2 protein-coding genes and 1 pseudogene are annotated in these 2,371 nt (G+C 48.8%); all 3 read left to right on the forward strand.

The annotated features are described in order from the left end of the window. A pseudogene (locus INT22_RS11875) lies at window positions 1-577 on the forward strand (sodium:solute symporter); the annotation flags it as partial. Between the two features lie 34 nt (window positions 578-611). Then, the gene (gene corA, locus INT22_RS11880; RefSeq protein WP_193068273.1) at window positions 612-1,580 is read left to right on the forward strand and encodes a magnesium/cobalt transporter CorA; all 969 of its coding nucleotides are present in this window, start codon (window positions 612-614) and stop codon (window positions 1,578-1,580) included. 116 nt (window positions 1,581-1,696) lie between these two features. Continuing rightward, complete coding sequence (locus tag INT22_RS11885; protein ID WP_089039488.1) at window positions 1,697-2,275, forward strand: NnrU family protein; 579 nt, start codon at window positions 1,697-1,699, stop codon at window positions 2,273-2,275. Window positions 2,276-2,371 lie beyond the last annotated feature (96 nt).

Below are 2,371 nucleotides of genomic sequence, written 5' to 3' on the forward strand. Positions count from 1 at the left end.
CGGTATCGGCATCATGGCCGCCATGAGCGGTGTTGCTTTGGGAGAGCCACCTATTCCTTTCTTTGCGCTGTTAACAGATGCGCCTGCCTGGGTGGCGTTACCTGCATTGGTGTTAGCAGTCACGCTAGTGACCTCAAGTGTCGATACGCTGCAAAACGGTATAGCGTCGCTGATAGTCGGGCGTGGCGGTGAACGACATGCAACATCTTTAACGACCGCACGTTGGATAACGGTCGCAATGATGGTGCCGGTGGTATTTATTGCCCTGCAAGGATTGTCAGTTCTACGGCTCTTCTTGATAGCCGACTTACTTTGCGCTGCCATCGTGGTGCCTGTGCTGCTTGGCCTGTGGCAACGTATGACGCCAGTGGCGGCGATTGGTGGCGGCATGGCTGGATTAGCAGGGGCAATACTGCCGGGGTGGCTAAGCCAGGGAAGCGTTACGGCTGGCATTATGGCGGCTACCTTTCCAGGCAGTATCCCAACGTTAGGGCCTTTTCTAGGGGCGTTACTGGCGTCTATTGTCGTCAGCGTTACACTGGCATACCTGCCTAATCGACGAAGCGTTAGGCCGTAACGTTAAGCCGTGAGCCAAATTAACAGGGACGATCATGATTCGCAGCCTACTAACGACATCAGAAGGCGATGTGCGCGAAGGCGATGAACGCCTCATTGATGACTGGCAAACGACGCCCGGTAGCCACCTATGGATAGACATGAAAGGTGAGCCTGAGGAGAGTGAACGCCAGCTATTGGAGCGTTTTGATTGTCATCCAATGGCAATTCAAGATGCCCACAAAGAGCGCCATCCGCCGAAAATTGAAGAGTTTGAGCACCATACCCTGATTATTTACCGAGGTATTTCATCTTTTGATGCTCAGCTAAACTTTGTGCCTCAGCAGGTGTGCCTCTTTATTGGAGAGCGTTTTCTAATCACGCTGCACGCTGGTGAGGCGCTTAGTATTGAACGGCTCTTTAGTGAGCACGGAAAAACACTGCTGGCGCTATCTCCCGAGCGTGTCGCGCTGAAAATTATGTACATCTCAGCAGGCTTCTACATCGATAGCTTACTGGAGTTTGAGAGTGAGCTAAGCGATATAGAAGATGAGCTTTTAGAGGCTGGTAATGATGTGCTGATGCGGAAAATCACCGCCTATCGTTCACGATTGGTAAAGATGCGCCGTATTTTTAGCTACCACAAAGGCATTACCCAAGAGCTTACTGCCTATGACTATGCCCATCTGCCACGCGGAGAAAGTGAAACGCTGCATGCCATCACGGATGTAGAGGAGCGCTTTGAGCGCCTATATACACTGACACAAATGTATTACGACATTTGCGGTGATCTCATTGATGGTTACATTTCGATTTCCTCTCACCAGCTAAATATCACCATGCGCGTATTAACGGTGATTACTGCCATATTTGTGCCACTGACGTTTATTGCCGGTATTTACGGCATGAACTTTGAGTACATGCCAGAGCTGCGCTATCAGTACGGATACTTTTTTGTTTGGGGAGCCATGCTGGGTATCGGAGGTTGTTTAATTTGGTTATTTAAGCGTAAAAACTGGTTTTAAAATGAGCCAGATGATCGCTGGTAGCGAAAAGTTGATAGTTGGTCATGTGGTTGGAGCGCTAGTGTGGCATCCTCGCAGTCGACCAATGACCTGCAAATAACCTGAGAGCTACTTTTATGACCATCATGATTATTGGCCTGCTGATTTTTCTTGGCAGCCATTCTGTGCGTATCTTTGCTGAAGACTGGCGTCAGCGACAGATTGTTAAACGCGGCGAAAACACCTGGAAGATTGCGTACTCCGTAGTGTCGGTGATTGGACTGGCAATTGCTATTTACGGTTTTGGCCAAATGCGCCTAGACCCTATCTACGTCTGGTTTCCCCCCACGGGCTTACGCCATGCGGTAGCACTGCTGATGGTGCCTGCCTTTATTATGCTGGTAGCAGCCTATGTGCCGCGTAATGCTATCAAAGCGAAGCTTGGTCATCCGATGATGTTGGCCGTAAAAATTTGGGCATTTTCACACTTATTGGCTAATGGACGACTGGGCGATATTGTCTTTTTTGCAGCATTTTTGGTGTGGGCTATTCTGGCCTTTAAGGCAGCCAAAAAGCGTGATCGCCTACATCCCGCTAAGCCAGTACCAACCTCGGCTCCCGCGACAATAGCCACCGTCGTGATTGGCTTGATAGCGTATATTTTGTTTGCTCTTTACCTACATGTGTTAGTTATTGGTGTACCTGTTTTTAGCTAGTAATTATTAATAAATATTAACGGCGTCAATGGTTTATATCCGTTGACGCCGTTTTTATTATTACTCTTGAGTGGCGGCGAAAGTTTGCTATTGTCA

This window comes from Halomonas sp. 3D7M, assembly GCF_014897885.1.
Lineage (GTDB): Bacteria > Pseudomonadota > Gammaproteobacteria > Pseudomonadales > Halomonadaceae > Vreelandella.